12 protein-coding genes are annotated in these 17,062 nt (G+C 40.1%); 4 read left to right on the forward strand and 8 right to left on the reverse strand.

Annotated elements, in window-relative coordinates:
• Positions 1-89: 89 nt before the first annotated feature.
• Both BK009_RS05565 and BK009_RS05570 read right to left on the reverse strand, forming a co-directional pair.
• Positions 90-761 carry a nitrite/sulfite reductase domain-containing protein gene (locus tag BK009_RS05565; RefSeq protein WP_100905922.1) on the reverse strand — a complete coding sequence of 224 codons (672 nt, stop codon included), beginning with the start codon at positions 759-761 and terminating at the stop codon, positions 90-92.
• Between the two features lie 136 nt (positions 762-897).
• The gene (locus BK009_RS05570; protein WP_157809712.1) at positions 898-2,691 is read right to left on the reverse strand and encodes a histidine kinase dimerization/phosphoacceptor domain -containing protein; all 1,794 of its coding nucleotides are present in this window, start codon (positions 2,689-2,691) and stop codon (positions 898-900) included.
• 404 nt (positions 2,692-3,095) lie between these two features.
• Here BK009_RS05570 and BK009_RS05575 point away from each other — a divergent pair, with 404 nt between their 5' ends.
• Positions 3,096-4,127, forward strand: a complete 1,032-nt coding sequence (locus BK009_RS05575; protein ID WP_100909215.1) for a CPBP family intramembrane glutamic endopeptidase — start codon at positions 3,096-3,098, stop codon at positions 4,125-4,127.
• Between the two features lie 125 nt (positions 4,128-4,252).
• Here BK009_RS05575 and BK009_RS05580 read toward each other — a convergent pair whose 3' ends face one another.
• The 3 genes from BK009_RS05580 to BK009_RS05590 all read right to left on the reverse strand — a co-directional run bounded on the left by BK009_RS05580 (position 4,253) and on the right by BK009_RS05590 (position 8,674).
• Positions 4,253-5,929, reverse strand: coding sequence for a serine hydrolase (locus BK009_RS05580; protein WP_100909216.1), 1,677 nt, complete (start codon positions 5,927-5,929; stop codon positions 4,253-4,255).
• 149 nt (positions 5,930-6,078) lie between these two features.
• The gene (locus BK009_RS05585; RefSeq protein ID WP_100909217.1) at positions 6,079-6,912 is read right to left on the reverse strand and encodes an MBL fold metallo-hydrolase; all 834 of its coding nucleotides are present in this window, start codon (positions 6,910-6,912) and stop codon (positions 6,079-6,081) included.
• 148 nt (positions 6,913-7,060) lie between these two features.
• Complete coding sequence (locus BK009_RS05590; protein WP_198517191.1) at positions 7,061-8,674, reverse strand: sodium:solute symporter family protein; 1,614 nt, start codon at positions 8,672-8,674, stop codon at positions 7,061-7,063.
• 285 nt (positions 8,675-8,959) lie between these two features.
• Here BK009_RS05590 and BK009_RS05595 point away from each other — a divergent pair, with 285 nt between their 5' ends.
• From BK009_RS05595 to BK009_RS05605, 3 genes are all read left to right on the forward strand, one after another.
• The gene (locus BK009_RS05595; protein WP_100909218.1) at positions 8,960-9,793 is read left to right on the forward strand and encodes a PsbP-related protein; all 834 of its coding nucleotides are present in this window, start codon (positions 8,960-8,962) and stop codon (positions 9,791-9,793) included.
• 163 nt (positions 9,794-9,956) lie between these two features.
• Positions 9,957-11,261 carry a phenylacetate--CoA ligase family protein gene (locus BK009_RS05600; protein ID WP_100905913.1) on the forward strand — a complete coding sequence of 435 codons (1,305 nt, stop codon included), beginning with the start codon at positions 9,957-9,959 and terminating at the stop codon, positions 11,259-11,261.
• 109 nt (positions 11,262-11,370) lie between these two features.
• Positions 11,371-11,802 carry an ACT domain-containing protein gene (locus tag BK009_RS05605; protein ID WP_100909219.1) on the forward strand — a complete coding sequence of 144 codons (432 nt, stop codon included), beginning with the start codon at positions 11,371-11,373 and terminating at the stop codon, positions 11,800-11,802.
• Positions 11,803-11,982: 180 nt separating this feature from the next.
• On the opposite strand, the gene BK009_RS05610 is transcribed toward BK009_RS05605, so the two are convergent.
• From BK009_RS05610 to BK009_RS05620, 3 genes are all read right to left on the reverse strand, one after another.
• Positions 11,983-12,579, reverse strand: coding sequence for an indolepyruvate oxidoreductase subunit beta (locus tag BK009_RS05610; RefSeq protein WP_100906891.1), 597 nt, complete (start codon positions 12,577-12,579; stop codon positions 11,983-11,985).
• Positions 12,580-12,581: 2 nt separating this feature from the next.
• The gene (gene iorA, locus BK009_RS05615; RefSeq protein ID WP_100909220.1) at positions 12,582-14,462 is read right to left on the reverse strand and encodes an indolepyruvate ferredoxin oxidoreductase subunit alpha; all 1,881 of its coding nucleotides are present in this window, start codon (positions 14,460-14,462) and stop codon (positions 12,582-12,584) included.
• A gap of 350 nt (positions 14,463-14,812) precedes the next feature.
• Positions 14,813-17,002, reverse strand: a complete 2,190-nt coding sequence (locus BK009_RS05620; RefSeq protein ID WP_100909221.1) for a CocE/NonD family hydrolase — start codon at positions 17,000-17,002, stop codon at positions 14,813-14,815.
• Between the last annotated feature and the right edge of the window lie 60 nt (positions 17,003-17,062).

The raw sequence follows: 17,062 nt of genomic DNA on the forward strand, positions 1-17,062 counted from the left end.
AAGGTCTAAGGTAGAACCGGAAGCAGTGTGTTTAAATAATAAAAGTTCATGTTTACACCTCTCAATATATTTCATTAACATGATTTAAGTTATTCGCCCAGAATAGCTTTAGAAAACTTATCAAATCCAATTATGTCGATAAATATCCCCATTCGTTTTTGAATACCCTTTTCTTTATAATAATCTAATATTTTACCAATGTAATCAATAACCTGGCCGTCAGAAAGGTTTTCGGCTAGTAGTTTTCCTTTCCGGACCTGTAGTCCACATGTCCCTCCAACCATCAGTTTCCAACCCATTGGAGTCCCAATAAGGCCTATATCCCTGACTGCAGATTCTGCACATGAACTGGTACAACCGGAAAGAGAGATTTTTACTTTTTGAGGTGTTTCCATCCTGTGGAAAGCCTCATCAATACGTAACCCGAGGTCCATGGTGTTTTGATGCCCTTTCTTGCAAACTGTGTTTCCAGTGCAAAACTTGACTGCCCTCACACATTTACCAATATGACCTCCTGGCCCCATACCCAGATCATTCCAGATATTATCAATATTTGCCTCTTTAACCCCATATAATCCGATTCTATGTTCTGAGGTCATTTTAATAAATTTAACTTGGTATTTCTCAGCAGCATCGGCAATCTTACGTAAAATGGCAGGATCTACCAGACCTCCAGGGATGTATGGAACAATAGTGTAAGTTTCCATATCCTTTTCTACTGCAGCCCCCTTATCTGGAATGTTTTGTTTCTTTACACCCATATAATCACCCAGTAATGTTAGAAAATGTCAATTTAATAGTTATTATTAAATAAAAAACTTGAAGCAATGAAATAATTTATAGATTAACTTAAATGAAGTAAAATTCTAAGGTTATAGACGTTTAAGAGACCTAAAATTAACCATTAGCTATTTGTTCCTTAAAAATAATGGTAAAAACTGTTCCCGGACCCTCACCAAGTTCGACTTCACCACCAATTTGCTTTGTTAAACTGTTTACTAGTTGTAAGCCTAAGGAGCTGGTTTTTTTATAATCAATATCTTCCGGGAATCCAACCCCGTTGTCACGAACTCTTAAAATAATTTTATGGTTTTCCCCCTTGTAGAGTTCCACTTTAATAAATCCACTTTCATTTCTGGGGAATGCGTGTTTCATGCTGTTGGTAACCAGTTCATTCACAATAAGTCCTAAAGGAACAACAGTGTTGATGTCTATCTTCACATCTTCCACATCAATGTCCAGTTTAATCCGTCCTGGATCAGATACCATGGATCGGTAGAGATCAGTGGTGAGTTTTTGTATGTAGTCACCAAAATCAATGTTTTTAAGATCTGTGGACTGGTACAGTCTTTCATGGATCATGGCCATTGATTTAGCCCTATTTTGACTTTCTCTGAAAACATCACGTGCATCTTTATCTTCAATATATCTTGATTGTAGATTCAATAAACTGGATATAATCATCAAGTTATTTTTAACCCGATGGTGAATTTCCTTTATGAGCATCTCTTTTTCATCCAGGGCCTGTTGTAATTCAATTTGAGCTTCTTTAATGTCAGTTATATTCCTGGAAATTACTTGGACTGTGCGAACTTTATTGTCATGCCCATAGACTGGCTGTAAGCTGGTGCTGAACCATAGATTTTGCTTGCCCTGGGGGACAGGCATTTCCATTTCCAAACCATCCTCGGTGCTAAATACCTTCCTGATTAATTCAATCTGTTTTTCAGCAATTTCAGGTGGGAAGAACTCTCTTAGTGAATGACCCACTAGTTCAGCCGGCCTCTTACCCATACTCAATGCCCCTGCCTCATTGGCCATTAAAAAAATACCGTTCTCATCATAAAGAGAGATTGGATCCTTTGCAGACTCAATCAGGGTTCTATATTTCTCTTCACTTTCCCTAAGAGCATCCTTTGCCATTTTTTCTTCGGTTATGTCCTGATTAACACCCATAGTTCCAATCTTTCTACCATTTTTATCGTACAAGATTTTGAAACGCACCACAATGTATCTTTTTTCTCCATCGGCACGCTTCATCCAGTGATGACCGGTACTGGAAAAATTAGGATCATCTGCTTCAAAGGTTTTTTTAAGCTCATTTTCCATAAATTCATAGGCACTGGGATCAACAAAACGTTCCACATATTCCTGGGCAGACATTGTGTTTCCACCCATTTCATCAGCACTAGTACCGTAAAGGGCGAAAAACTGATCATCAAAGGTGAAGAGATCTTTTTCAGTGTTGTACTCCCAATAAACCATGTCAGCCATGTCCATACCCGTTTTCAGACGATTCTCATTCCATCTAAGCTCATTTTCAGCCTTTATTTTGTAAAAAGCCATTTCCAGTATTGATTGGAGCTCAATTTCCTCATATGGTTTAATTAAAACCCCATATGGCCGAATTCCCATTACTTTTTTAGCTTTTGAATCATCTAATTCTTTGGTTTGAAAAATAAGAGGTACATTGATCTCTTTAATCTTTGAAGCTACTTCAATACAATCCATATCCCCGTTGAGATCAATATCCATTAAAACAAGATCCGGTTTGATGTCCAAAACCTTTTTAATTGCTTCTTCACCAGTGGAAACAACACAAGGAACCTCATAACCAAGAGATTCCAATTTACCCTTAATATCCATCGCTTCTACGTTTCCATCTACCAGAACAATTTTAATATCAGACACATGAACCAACTACACTAATATATGTTAGGACTATTATTTAGTTTTAATCAAAAAATTGGGAATAGACACAGGACCTAATTTTAAACCTTTAAACTATTTTAAGAGCTCTTGACCATACCCCATACAGAACAAGATGTCCAGATTAAACTAAATAACCTTAAAACTAAAATTAATCAATAATATCCTCTTAAAACCTTAACCAGCATCCATCCTACGTCCATATTATTTTGTCCGCGAATGGTATTCAATAACTAAATTTAATCCTATAATTGTTTTAAAAAAAAGATACACTTTGCCCCTCAAACCTGACAACATATTATTATCCATTTATTCGTTAAATTAATATTAAATTAAAAATAAAATACCAGATAACTTTTGGATATTGATGTAGGGGGCATGTTTTTTTGACTGAGGCAGTTTTAGAAAGGGGACAACTTAAAAAAGAATTATATACATTTTTGATTATCACTTTTGCAGCCACTTATATTCTCCAATTAGGTATTTATACCATTGCAGGTCCTTTATCTTATACATCCCCATTGTGGGGTGTGGCACTTTCAGCTTCCATGTTCCTGCCAGCTATAGTTGCCATATTCTGTATGGCTTACTTCAAATCCCATGCCCTGACTACAGAAACAAAAATTATATTCACATTTTTCCTGGTATATGTAGTTCTATTCCTTTTTGAAAGCTTTTTCCCTCCAATTATAGGGAGCATAATGGATAAACCTCTCCTTTCGGGTATTGTTGGTGTTTTAGGAATTTTAACTCTAATCGTGCTGAATTTGAAAAAGAAATGGAGAAATGGCTTAAAACTCTCAAAATTATACTTTGGAAAAAATATTAAATATTACATTTTTTTACCACTCATTTTTTCTGCAATACTCATTTTAACCCCTATTCTTTATTATATTTCCGGATTAGGCTCTCCAGCCACAGAATTTAACCTTTACATGTTCTTTAACACATGGATACCCAGTTTAATTTTGTTTTTCTTCATATTATGGCCCTCCTATTTTGGAGAAGAATACGGGTGGAGATTTTACCTTCAAGACAGGCTATTTCCACTTTTAGGTGGTTATAAGGGTGTTTTAATGCTTGGTATCATATGGGGATTATGGCACAGTGTGCTCATAGTGTTGGGACATAATTATCCGGGATACCCTATCCTTGGAAATGTATTAATGATTCTTTATTGCATTGTACTGGGCACTATTTTTAGTTACGCTGTTTTAAAGACTGGAAGCATCTGGATTGCAGTAATACTACATTTAATTAACAATAAAACTGCTCCCGTAGCAACATCATTCATTGCAAATTCTGATAATCTTATACTGGGCTCTGTGATTGGAATTGCGATTTTAGCAGTATTTGTACTGGTACTTTTAAAGTCTAAAGTTTGGAAAATGATAAACTTGGCGGTTAATGAAAAGTAAATATAATTAATATCTTGTTGAATTGAATAAATGGTTTATAACCATTATAACAATAAAAAAAAAAGACCATACCCGATACAACCCTTAATGATAAATGGTGACCTCATAACTAAATAATTAGAGGTTTAAGGACTTGTGCGGTTAAATGTCACGTTTTCTGGTGTATTAGTTAATTTTACGTCTACCTGGTGAGATGTTCCACTATGGATATCTGTAAAGTTGAAAAAGTGATTATTGTTTTCTTCTTCGAAAACATCATAATTCCAATGTTTCAACGTATAAGTCCTACTATCAGTACCGTACTGACAAATTAAAGTGTTATCAGATGTTGTTATGTTTATATTACCAAATAAATCATTGAAATAAACACCAGTATAACCGCTTAAAGGTAGTGTTTGATCTACTATAGGTGGTGTTGGAGGTTTAGGTTTTAGTTCATTAGTGGCCCAGTCGTAATAGGGAGTCCATGTATCCGTGTTAAAATCACCATTTATTAAATTCTTGAATTTATCATTGCAGCTTTTCTTGAGGGTGACGCCGTAATATCCTCCATTGGTAAATATTGCTATAGCTAAACCTTTAGAAGGATAAAGTGTAAGGTGAGTATATTGAGCAATACTAGCCCCTTCATGATATAAAGTGCCATCTGCTTTTAGGTGCCATCCCATACAGTACCATGAAGGAGTGTTAGTATTTTTAGGAGTCTGTCCCGTTCGTGTTTCATCTAATTCCGTTCTATTTAATATTTTTTGACCATTGTAATATCCAGTATCAGCGATCTGGAATTTAAGCCAATTTGCCATCTCACTTATTGACATATATATACCACCTGCTGGTCCAACACCATCAGGAATAATATCATAGGGCACCAATGTGCCATTTTTAAGAAGTGTATATGGAGTCACGTGATTTGATGAACTTATGAAATCCCAGTAGCTTGTTTTGGTATTGGTCATTCCCAATGGATCAAGTAGGTCTTTCTTAATTAGCTCATTCCAAGGCATATTATTCACCTTTGCAGCACAAAAACCAGGTACAGAATAAAGTAAATTTTGATAAGCATATGTAGAACGGAAAGGAGTAACGTTTTCAAGATATCGGAGATTATAAAGAGAAGTGGCAAAACTATTGTTGAAGTAGGTATAATAATCATCTCCACTATTTTCCTCCAGTCCACTCCGCATAGTAAGACTATCTCTAATTGTGAAATCATCAGTAACTTCGTTGCTGTATAACTGGAATTCAGTTGGAGATAAAAAATACTTAGTTATAGGATCATCCCAGCTCATTAAACCTTGACTTACATATTGGGCAATATTAGTAGCACTAAATTGTTTAGTGAGTGAACATATTCCAAATAATGTATTTTCATCAACTGGTTCTCCGGATGCTAAATCTTTGATTCCGAGTGTTTTCATGTAGATTATCTTATCATTTTGAACAATAACTGCTGCTGCGGCCGGTATATTCGCATCTTTAAATCTGGTTTGGAAATATGCATCAAATAAATTGATTACATTAATCATAGGATCTGGAGTAGGTTCAGGGCCGGGTGAAGGACTAACTGGAGAAGAAGATTGACCATCTAATCCAGATGATGGAATAAAATTAAGTAGAGGAGTAGTTAAAGGAAGAACATCAGTATTGTTAGTAATGGTAGTATTGTTACCTGTTTGGTTATCTGATCCAATACCATTAATAGAAGGTATATTGGAATTAAAAGGATTAAAAACTAAAAGGCCAACGAAAACTAACAACAGAACAAAACCCATCACTAATCCTACTAGAACCTTATCATCCACTCTTTTAACCCCCCCCCAAAGGAAGAACTAATTAAATCTGATATTAATTATTTGATATTTAGTTAATATATATACATATCTTTTTTAAAAAAATAATGATACATTTACAAAGAAAATTTAATTAAATCAAAAAAATATTCTCTTTAAAACTATTTTAAGAATTCATGCCCAGAACCCACCCTAACCTGCGGATACGCTTTTAAAAATGTTAAAATCTTCTCCAATATCTCCTGAGCCATTGCCACATCCCAGGTGTAATCACTGGGAGCCACACCTAGTTCTAGGTTTTCCTGAATGAAAGCAGCATCCATGGCCAGTAAAACAGGACCCTCCAATCCATTCACCAGAAAAGAACTATGTCCCGGAGTGTGTCCCGGTGTATGGAACGCCCACAATGACCCATCACCCAGCAAATCTACACCGGAACCTAAATATGGCATTTGCTGCGCATGGGTGTAATCAATTTCATATAGTTCATTTAAACCTCCTAAAAAATCACCATGGACTTCTAAATGGTATTGGCTGTATTCTCCTTTCCCCGTTACATAGGGAATATCCTTGGGAAGTTCCCTGAGCCCTGCGGCATGGTCAGAGTGTAAGTGGCTTAAAAAAACCATCTTGGGGTTAATATTATGCTTTGCCAGATGATAAGCTATATTTTCATCCCTATCCTGATGATATTCATCAACTGCACTTCCATTTAACCCCCCACGCGGGTCGTTGCAGTAGGATGAGTCCAGTCCGGCATCAAGTAGAAAATCGCCCTTTTCTTCATGATGAACCCAGTGGGCCAGGATAGGGACCTCCAGTTCTTCATCAACCATAACCGGGGCACGGGGGTGATTCGGGTTTATGGTGCCTTTACGGTTAATCACCACTAAACCGGTTTTAAAGCTCTCCACAGTTATTGGTCTTGGATTCTGGAAAACTTCATCCCAACTTTCATGATCTGATTTTTCAACGAAATAAGGTCGGATTTTCATTTTAGCCACCTTCTCAGTTATTTGGAAGAATTAGATTTCATTGGAATTGTGGGGAACATGAATTGCGGAGGGAATTTAGGCTAAATTGGGATTACAGGAATTTCTAGAAATTTGTTCTTGTTTCCCACTTATTCATCCCAATTCCAGGTTATTTTCCTTTAAACCGGTCCACGCCCTGGAAACATTTATCAATGAATTCCTTTTCAGGGGGTTTAGTGAGCAGACTGACCACAATTGTAGCCACAACCGCCACTGGCAAGGCCACGATCATTGGATCCACTGTTGGCCAGGGCACAGATGTAATAATAGTAGACTGTCCCATTAAAGCTTTGGAAACTCCCAATGGTTCGGCTGTTTTTTTAAAGCCGAACAACAACCAGAATAGACTTACCGCTGCACCAGAAACCAACCCTGCGATTGCACCTTCCTTTGTAGCCCTTTTCCAGTAAATTGCTGCCACATATATAGCCAGGAATGCTGCGGCAGTGATACCGAACCATAAAGAAGTTCCCAGGGCCACTATACTGGAGGGTAATATGAATCCCATAATCACTGCAATTAACACTGCTATTACTATTCCAATCCGGGCCATCCTTACTGATGATCCGCCAGTTTTACGGACTAATGTCTCGTATATATCACGGCCAAAGGCGGTTCCCTGCACATGGAACTGTGCAGATAGGGTGGACATGGCCGCAGATAAAAGAGCAACCATAAAGAGGTAAGTGAACCATAATGGCATTGCCGCGGCGATAAATGCTGGTATAACCTTGTCCAAATTACCTCCGGCTGCTTGAACCGCAGTTTGTCCCGTTGTTTGGAAAAAATAGACGTTGGAGAGGGAACCCACCACATAGGCACCGAAGGTTATGGCGAATATGAACACCCCACCAATTAATACTGCCCGGTTCAATTCACGATGGGATTTAACAGTCATGAAACGGACCACCAGTTGGGGCTGTGATAACACCCCAATACCCACACCCAGGATTAGGCTGGAAACCAGTGTCCACCAGAAGGGACTGCCCAGGGAGGGCATGGTTGTCCATCCCGTGAATCCAGTGGCAGTGGCGGCGGCAGTTGAATTAGCCGGCACCACGTTCACCAGATTGGTGAGGGCTTGGTTTGCATCAACTACACCACCCAGCATCCAGTAAATTGCAATCAGGAGGAATATTGTTCCAAAAAACATTATACTACCCTGCAATGCATCGGTATACATTACACCCCTGATCCCTCCAAATATAACATAAGCGGCAACTATCACTGCCATTACCACCAGGGCTATGTTGTAATCTATTTGGAGGGTTGTTTCCACAAACCGGGCCATACCTACCAGAACTACTGCTGCATATAAGGGCATCCCAATAAAGATAACTGCACCGGAGAAGTATTGTATGAATCTACTGTCAAAACGTCGGGATAAAAACTCTGGGAAGGTCAGGGCGCCCAAGTTATGACCCATTTTCCGGGTGCGTTTCCCAAAGAATACGAAGGCAATGAATATTCCAATGAGGATGTTTAAAAAGACTAGCCATAGGATTCCCATACCATAATTGGCAGCAACACCCCCAAATCCTACAATGGCTGCCGTGCTGATGAATGTGGCCCCATAACTCAGAGCCATGATAAAGGGGTGTGTTTCCCTCCCTGCCACCAGGTAATCATCTGCACTCTTAGTCCTACGCCAGGCCACATATCCCACATAACCGTTTATCACGAGAAATATTAAACAAATAATACTCAAAATCATTAAGTCCACTTAATCACGACCTGTGCCTAACTGGCACTTTTATCATTATTATTAATGATTAATGAATTTCTGATGGCTCTATATAAACTTTGACTTATAGGGAGGATATTATCAGCCCATTTATTGTATCATTAATATAGCTTAAAAGCATGGGATTTACACCTATCTATCAAATTTAAATAAGGTTAACAATAAAAACCCTTTATTGTCCTAAATTAATAGGTTAAAATAGATAGGGTTAAATTATCTTTAGATTAATGAATGAATAGAATAGGAAAAGGGGTAGTGAAATAATTGAGTGAAGATGGTCCTCCTCGTTTAAGAAAACCAGAAAAGGGCACTAGGAAAAAAGATGCATCATCCAAATTAGGTAAAGCCAGTGCTGATATTAAGGAAAAAGTCGGTTCTTTTAATCTGAAAAAGGGAGAATCTTCAATTACCAATAAGGTTAATTCCTTTAAGTCTAAAAAAAGCTTTAGGAGTGAAGATAGGGATGGAAGTCCCACCAAACTACGAGTACCCCAATCTGAACCTAAGCAAAAGTTCAATTTTGGTTTCGAGGAAAAAATTCCAAAGGTATTAAGGGAAAAATCCTTCCTAAGCATTATTGGTGTTATTATTTTAATTATTCTGGTGGTTAGCACTGCAATTTTGTTTATTGGTGATAAACAAATAAGCACCAGCCCTAACAACACCACCCAACAAGTAGAGCCTCTTAAAAACCATTATAATGATGGTAACATCTCTTTTGACTATCCTGAAGGCTGGAATGTTTCCAATAACCAACAAGCCCCCCTGATTGTCACAGTAGCTCATGATGAAAATAACAGTTTTTCAGTCTTTAAGGAGGATCTGGGAACCCAGAACTTCACATATCGAGTGGCAGCCTGGCGTTCAAACATTTTAGCAAAGGGTATGATCTACTACGAAGGTGACCTTACCATTGACAACACCACTGCCTATGAACTGGAAGCAAATTACAAACCCGGAGATAAAGTCTTCGCCACTAGAGGGATAGCTTTCCAGAAAAATAACTCATTATACTTCTTAATCTTTGTGTTTGACAAAGCCCTTATTGATTATAAATACGAGATGGATAAAGTGATAAACAGTTTCCATGTGAATTAAAAGATCATTCAATAAGAAAACTGAACTGGAATAAAGATTTTACTTGTGAAATAGGAGATTTAATATCCTTTGGGATTAAATTTCCTCCTAAAAATATTATAATTATAAAATAAATGGATTTGGATTAATTTAATAAAAAAATAGGATTGGCCGGTAGATGGAAATGATCTGGAATGAAGAAATTGAATGCATATCTGAAGATGAATTGGAGAAATTGCAACTTAAGAGACTGCAGGAAGTGGTAAAACGGGCCTACGAAAATGTTCCATATTATAAAAAACGTTTTGATGACGAGGGTATAAAACCAGAGGACATTAAAACCCTGGATGATATCCAGAAATTACCTTTAACCACCAAAGATGACCTTCGTGCTGCTTATCCATTTGGAATGTTTGCAGTTCCCCGTCAGGAAATTGTAGAAGTTCACACTTCATCAGGTACAACTGGAAAACCAACCGTGTCCGGATACACTCGTCAGGATCTGGAAATCTGGAGTGAAGTCATGGCCCGGGGTTTAACCATGTTTGGACTCAACGAAGATGATCTCATACAGAATACCCATGGCTACGGTCTCTTTACCGGAGGTTTTGGGGTGCATTATGGTGCCCAAAAAATAGGGGCCACTGTTATACCCATTTCAACTGGACAGACCCGTAGACAGATCGAAATAATGAAGGATTTTGGAACAACTGTGTTAATAGTCACACCTTCATATGGACTTTACCTGGCAGAAGTGGCTGAAGAAGAAGGCTTGAAACAAGAAGACCTTAACCTAAAATCCATTGGTTTTGGTGCTGAAATGTGGACTGAAGAAATGCGCCAAGAACTCCAAAAACGCTTCAATGCCCCTGCTTACAATATCTACGGACTCACCGAGATTATGGGCCCTGGAGTGGCCCTGGAATGCCCTGAGCAGGATGGTCTCCATGTAATGGAGGATCATTTCTATCCCGAGATCATTGACTCGGAAACCATGGACGTGCTGGAAGATGGAGAAAAAGGTGAACTGGTGATAACCACTCTCAGCAGACATGGGATGCCCATTATTCGTTTTAGAACCAAGGACGTTACCAGTCTCAGAAGAGGAAAATGTGCCTGTGGCCGCACCCATGTCAAAATGGAACGGATTACCGGTAGGACCGATGATATGCTCAAGATCCGAGGAGTGGCAGTATTCCCATCCCAGATTGAGAAGGCTCTCCTGAAAATGGATGGTATTGAACCCCACTACCAGATCATTGTCACCAGACCACAGCATCTTGATGAAATGGAAGTTCAGGTAGAAACATCCCCTAAACTCTTTTCCGATGAAGTGAAAGAGTTAGTGGGGATTAAAAAGAAAATCGAAAACTACATACACAACGAGATTGGTTTAAGAGTTACTGTAACCCTGGTGGAACCTAAAACACTGCCCCGAAGTGAGGGTAAAGCAGTCAGGGTAATTGATAAACGAGACATGAATAATTGAATCTAATCTGAAATTTACATCATGAAATTTACTGGTATTATGAGAAATAATTCTTGAAATTTATATTAAAAAAAATATAATTGGAATTCCATAAAATGGGGGAATCTGAGTGAAAATAGAACAGTTATCAATATTCTTGGAAAATAAGAAGGGTAGAATGAGGAATGCTTTGGATGTTCTCTCTGATGGTGGGTTCAACATCCGGGCCCTTTCCATTGCGGATACTTCTGACTTCGGTATTTTAAGGTTAATTGTACCGGAACCTGGTAAAGCCAAGGAGATCCTGGAGGAGAACAATTTCGTGGTGAAGATGGGCTACGTTATTGCCGTAGAGATGTCTGACCAGCCCGGTGGACTTGGCACCATCCTGGGAATACTGGATGACTCAGACATTAACCTGGATTATCTTTACGCCTTTGTGGATGAAAAGGAAGAAAGAGCCATTGTCCTACTCCATCCTGAGAATATTGATGCCGGGATCGAAGTCCTTCAAAAGGGAGGGGCCACTATAATCCCACCAGAGGATGTTTACGAGTGGTAAACAACAACAAAGTAATATTTTTTTTTATTCCAATTTTAATTGATTTATTTTATTTTTAAGAGATATTAGATTATGATATGTAGGATTTATGATATGTAGGATATGAAATTTTTATAAAAAAATTAAAAAAAATTGTTTTCTTTAGTTTTAGTAAATCTCCAAAATGGATTAATATCAAAATCAGAGACCGGAAGAACAAAAACTGAATCCTTCCTCAAAGGCCTCGAGATTTATAGGAATACTCTTTTCTGGAAGGTTATCCTTCATTGATGCCAGTATAATCTCCTTTTCCAGTGGGAAGTCCGGGACCGCTGCTACCGCGCCCAGCATGACCATATTAGTTGCCAGTATATGACCAGCTTTCTTAGCAATCCCATCGGCATCCATGGCAATGACCTTCTGGGCCTGGGACTGCAGTTGATCCAGGATGGTGGATAGTTCAGGGTAAGGATGTTCACTTTGCCGGAGGTTAAAGGGGTAAATGGGTGCAGTGTTCATTACAACATAACTATCCTTATTGATCATTTTTATAGCTCTTAATGCTTCCAGGGGTTCAAATGCCAGTAAAAGGTTTGCTTTTCCTTCCTCAATCAGGGGACTGTAAGAGTCCCCTATCTTCATCTGGGTGGATACCACACCGCCCCGCTGGGACATTCCGTGTATTTCACCCACCACCACAGAGAGGTTGCTTTTCATGGCGGCTTCACCCATTATAATTGAGGTTTTGATGATTCCCTGCCCACCTACTCCAGAAATATAAATATTGTAAGGGTTCATGGTTATTCCTCCTCTCCCCTTTTATTATCTATTTTTTTAGCCCTGATTGCCTTTTCAGGACATGTCTGGACACACACACTGCATCTCCTACACATTAAAGGATCAATTCTGATTTTACCATCTTCATTGGTGTAAATAGCCGGGCAGGTGAGTTCCATGACACATGTATCACAACCCGTGCATTTATCATCCTCAACATGGATGATTATGTTTTTACCCTTCTCTGGCCTACCCTTAATTAGCATACAGGGGTACTGGGAGATAACCACCGCCACTTTATCGTGCTGGAGGGCTTTTTTGAATATCTCCTTTGAATTACGTACACTGAGGGGATTGATAATTTCCACCATGTCCACTCCACAGGCTTTCACAATCTCCGGTATGGACATCTCCGGTGCTTCCAGTCCCATACCATCCACTGGTAAGCCAGGATGTGGTTGTCCCCCGGTCATGGCAGTGGTGCGGTTGTCCAGGATCACCAGGACAAAATTGTTCTTGTTGTGCACTGCATTGATGAGTGGAGGAATCCCTGCATGGAAGAAGGTCGAATCCCCTATAAAACTCACCACAGTTTGATCCGTAGCTTTAGAGAACCCGCAACTGGTACCAATGGATGAACCCATGGATAACAGGTAATCTGCAATTTCATATGGAGCTTCAATGCCCAGTGTGTAGCATCCAATATCCGTGGGGAAAATGAGATCATCCAGGCCCAGGTCTTCAGCTGCTTTTTTAACTTCGAAATAGGCGGCCCGGTGTGGGCAGCCTGGGCAGAGTGTGGGTGGTCTTTTGGGAAGTTCAACCGAACTGGAATCAGTTCCAACTGGCATTTGCAATCCCATCATCCTGCCCACTCCCTCAAGTACAATATCCGGACTGTACTCATATATCATGGGCAGTGTTCCGTCTATTTTACCGTGAACCACTTTGTTGATCTGGTGTTTGCCAATTATTGCCATAATCTCTTTTTCCATGATGGGGTCAACTTCTTCCACCACCAGAACCCTCTCTATGTTTTCCAAAAATTCCAGCACCTTTTTTTCAGGTAAAGGGTATGAAAAGGTTATTTTAAGAACATTCACCGGTAGTTCATACTCTTCCACCACATCCATAACGTAGTTGTAGGCACTGCCACTGGTGATGATCCCCACCTGGCTTCCATTATCAAAGGACTCATTTAAGGAGGAATTATTGGATAGTACTCCTATTTCGCCCATTTTTTCAACCAGGTTCCGGTGCATGACCCTGGCAGACTCTGGTACCGGTACGAATCGCTGCGGATCTTTTTCAAAGTGTCCGTTTGTTTTAGGTTTTTCCAAAGCACCCAGTTCCACTACTCCCCTCATATGGGAAACCCGGGTGGTGGTGCGTAGAATAACCGGTACTTCAAATTCTTCCGATAACTGGTAGGCGTATTTCATTAAATCCTTAACTTCCTGGGGGCTGGATGCTTCTAGGAGGGGTATGTTGGCCAGTCGGGCATAGTGACGGTTGTCCTGTTCATTTTGGGATGAAAACATGGAAGGATCATCGGCGGTGAGGATCACCATCCCTCCCCGGACACCGGTGTAGGCCACACTCATCAGGGAGTCCGAGGCCACATTAACCCCTACATGTTTCATGAAGGTGAATGATCGGAGTCCAGAGGCAGCTGCAGCTGCAGCAACTTCCAGGGCTACTTTTTCATTGACTGAAAACTCAAAGTACATCCCTGCATCCTCGGCAAGAACTGATAAAACGTTTCCAATCTCTGAAGAAGGTGTTCCGGGGTAGGTGCTGGCCACAGCAACTCCTGCTTCCAGGGCACCCCGGACTGCTGCTTCATTACCCATTAAGAATAGTTTATCCTTCTCTTTTCCGGTGAGAATTTCTTTAATGTTCATGGTATCTTCCTGAAGATAAAATAATAGTCAAACTATGGTTTAATCCATTACAGCATATTTTAATGATTATTTTAGTAATTTAAGAACAGTATTTAAAGACCATACTCGAGGTCCAGTAAATGTTTTTGAATATTGGACTATATTTAGATTTAGGTTTCAGTGGTTTAATAATTTGTTGAAAAATAATTAAACTATTTATAAGATTCATTCTCCCCCATAACTGGAGATTCTTTTCAGAGATCATAAAGATCATTCTACATATATAAGAACTGATTAGACTAAACTGTACGCTATTAAGACTGGAATTAGTATCCACTTAACTCATTACTGTTTTAATCATCATATAAAATCTAATTGTCCAGTAATCCCCTATAAATTGAGCTATTTATTGGTATAACTGGCAGTAGAACTGATGATGGGTGTTCCAAGTCATGATAGATGGTTTGGTGGGCTACCTGCTGTTGGGTGTCGGTGGCAATGGGGTTTCCGGTGTTGGGGTTGGGGTGGAGGATGGGATAGGCACTGGAAGAGATCTCCAGGCGGATCCGGTGGCCTGGTAAGAACACGTGGCCCATGTCAAATAGTTCTATCCGGTATTTTTCAATTTTACCCGGCTCGAGAAGGATTTCTTGATCAAATCCCTGCCTATATCTGGCTCGTATAGAACCTCCAGATTCATAGGTGCCTAGGTTGATAGCGGTTCCATTGGGGTAAACATCCACCAATCGGGCCATGAAATCCGTGTCTTTAGCATCACTGGCAGCATACAACTCCACCGCCACCGGTCCTAATATCATGACTGGTTCTTCCAGGGATGAAGTGGTGTAAATTAGAACATCAGAACGGTTTTCAGTTCTAATGGAGTTAACAGCAAAGCCTCCTAAAGTAAGGGGTCTGGGATTGGCAGGATCATGGGTATAACTATCAGAAGGCGTAGTTGAATTCACATTCACCGTCGAATTGGAGGTGCTGGAATTGTGGTTTGCGGTGCCCGATGTTAAGTTCCATTCCAGAAACCCGTTTCCATTTAATGTATTGGCTTGCCCTCGGCTGTTGAGGTACAGGGGAGTGATCTTCATGTCCTCTGGAGGATAGTTGGTGAGGTTTATCCATTTACTAAGACCAGTGATGTAAACTGTTGCCCTGGGGAAGTTTAACAGACCATTAGAGTTAGTAAAGTTGGAATTGTTAGTGTTGGAATTATTAACTGAGGTATTTGAATTGTTATTGATGTTAGAGTTATTAGTAGATGAGTTAACAGTTGAAGAGGAATTAACAGTAGAACTGGTTGAATTTTTAAGATAATAATCGAAGAATGCCAGATGGGTGGCTAAAACATCACGCTGAGCCCCCGGTACGGGTAGATCCCCGATTTGTGAAAGTTGTGCTGCTGGTTCGAAGGTACCAGAGTGGATCCAGGGTCCTATAATCAGGTACTGATCACTATGAGTGGAGTTCTTTTTAAGGCCATTCCAGTAGAACAGTGCTCCTGGTTGGTCTGCATCGAACCACCCACAGGTAGTCATGGTGGGCAAGTTGATATTGGCAAAATCCTGGTCTGTGAACTGGATCCGTTTCCAGTAATCGTCCAGGGTGGGGTGTTCCAGGAACTGGCGGTAAAGGGGAACCGGTGTCCCAGTAGTTTCATCTGCAGTTAATAGTGGGCGGTGGTTGAATATGGGGGTCCAGTTAAGGTTTTGTGTGTTTAGATCAGTGGTGCGGCCGTTGTTGGCCAGGGTCCATGGTAGGGCCCATCCCATATAGAAAACCCCCCCAATGGATGGTATTTCTTCCATGTAACGTCCGGTTGCTGCGGTGGGTGATATGCACACCAGGTGTGGGGGTTTTTCCCGTGCAGCCAGCCACTGGTTAGCTCCCATGTAGGAGAATCCCATCATACCCACCTTTCCATTGGACCAGGACTGATTGGCTGCCCATTCAATAGTATCATAACCATCAGGGCCTTCCTGGAAGAGGAAGTTAAAGCTCCCCTGTGAGTCTCCCTTCCCCCGCACATCCTGCACCATGAACACGTAGCCCTGTCTGGCGAAATACTCACCCATACCAGCGTAATTCATGTAAGCAGCACTCCGACCATAGGGAGTGCGTATTATAATAACTGGATACTTCCCATCATCTTTAGGGAGCCAGATATCAGAGATCAGTTTAACACCATCCCGTAGGGGTGTTTCCTGGCCAAAAATAGTTTTAACTGTGTAATTCACTGGTTTATTACTGTTATTCTGTAAAATGGTTGAATTATTGGCATTCCATGTGTTCTGGGAACGACTTGAATTTGTGGCATTCTGGGTGGTGCTGGCCTGGTCCTGACTGTTAGTGGTATTGTTCTTTAACTCGGGATTGTTATCAACGCTGTTTTGAGTTTCATCTTGAGTTTCAGTACCCTGAAATTGATTTAAAATAGATTCTGTGCCCTGGGTGATCGAAGTTTCATTACCCTCCAAGAGGACCACCCCAAATAAAACGCCTAGAAAAGCAATGAATGATATTAATACTATTGCAAATGAAGTTTCTTTCATTGTTCCCCCACTAAATAGTTAGTGAAAAGTTTAGTGATGAACTTATCTAATAAAAGATTA

This window comes from Methanobacterium subterraneum (genome assembly GCF_002813695.1).
Classification (GTDB): domain Archaea; phylum Methanobacteriota; class Methanobacteria; order Methanobacteriales; family Methanobacteriaceae; genus Methanobacterium; species Methanobacterium subterraneum.